Annotated in this window: 2 protein-coding genes; both read right to left on the bottom strand. The window is 65.8% G+C overall.

The genetic code is table 11. The features are described 5' to 3' along the window. Positions 1-248: protease modulator HflK N-terminal domain-containing protein (locus EOA49_RS32255; protein ID WP_206520257.1), on the bottom strand; the 248-nt coding region annotated here is incomplete at its 3' end. Between the two features lie 246 nt (positions 249-494). After that, positions 495-714 (bottom strand): dihydrofolate reductase (locus EOA49_RS32250; protein WP_164749399.1); only part of this gene is annotated, 220 nt, incomplete at its 5' end.

The raw sequence follows: 714 nt of genomic DNA, 5'->3' as shown, positions 1-714 counted from the left end.
GTATAGATGGCCTTGAAAGCCCAAAGCACGACAAGCGCGAGCGCGATCAGCCCGAGGACGGCCGGGCTGGCGCCGCCGCCTCCCGGAAGAGCGCGCCGCAGCCTGTCCTGGCCGCGGCGGATGATGTCCTCGAGATCGGGAGGCGACCCGGGCGGGCCGCTCGGGCCTTTCGGTCCCTGTCCCCAGGGCCCCTGATTGCCGCCGCCGCCCCATGGGCCGCCGCCACCGCTCTTGTCGTTCCAGGGCATGAATGTCCTTTCGCTTCGGTTCCCTCAGGCCTTGCGGCGCGATCCTAGCGCATGACCTCGAAAACCGATATCGGTTTTCCGAAAGGAATCATGCGCCAAATCAAAGTTTTACGGCGACCTTCTTGCGCGTCCGGTTGGAAGCGTGGCGCTGTACCCTCGTTCTTCTATAGGGACGCCGTGACGCGCTTTCAACGCGATCCGCTACGCGCGCCTGCGATTTGAGCCGTCAGCGACCCTTTGTCCTCGTCAGTGACCGTCGCCGCGGCGCTCGTAAACGGTATAGCGTGTCGCGTGGCTGTCCTTTTCGCCCGCCGGAAAATCCTCGGATCGGACGATCCGCCAGATCGCGGGGTCGATCGGCGGAAAATGGGCGTCGCCATCGACCGCGGCCAGCACATGGGTGACGTGGAGACGATCGGCCAGCGGCAGGGCCTGGGCATAGATCTCGCCGCCGCCGACGACGCAG

This window comes from Mesorhizobium sp. M1A.F.Ca.IN.020.04.1.1 (assembly GCF_003997315.1).
In the GTDB taxonomy this organism is placed as follows: domain Bacteria; phylum Pseudomonadota; class Alphaproteobacteria; order Rhizobiales; family Rhizobiaceae; genus Mesorhizobium.
Note: the sequence above shows the minus strand (reverse complement) of the source record. Positions and strands in the feature narration are given on the sequence as shown.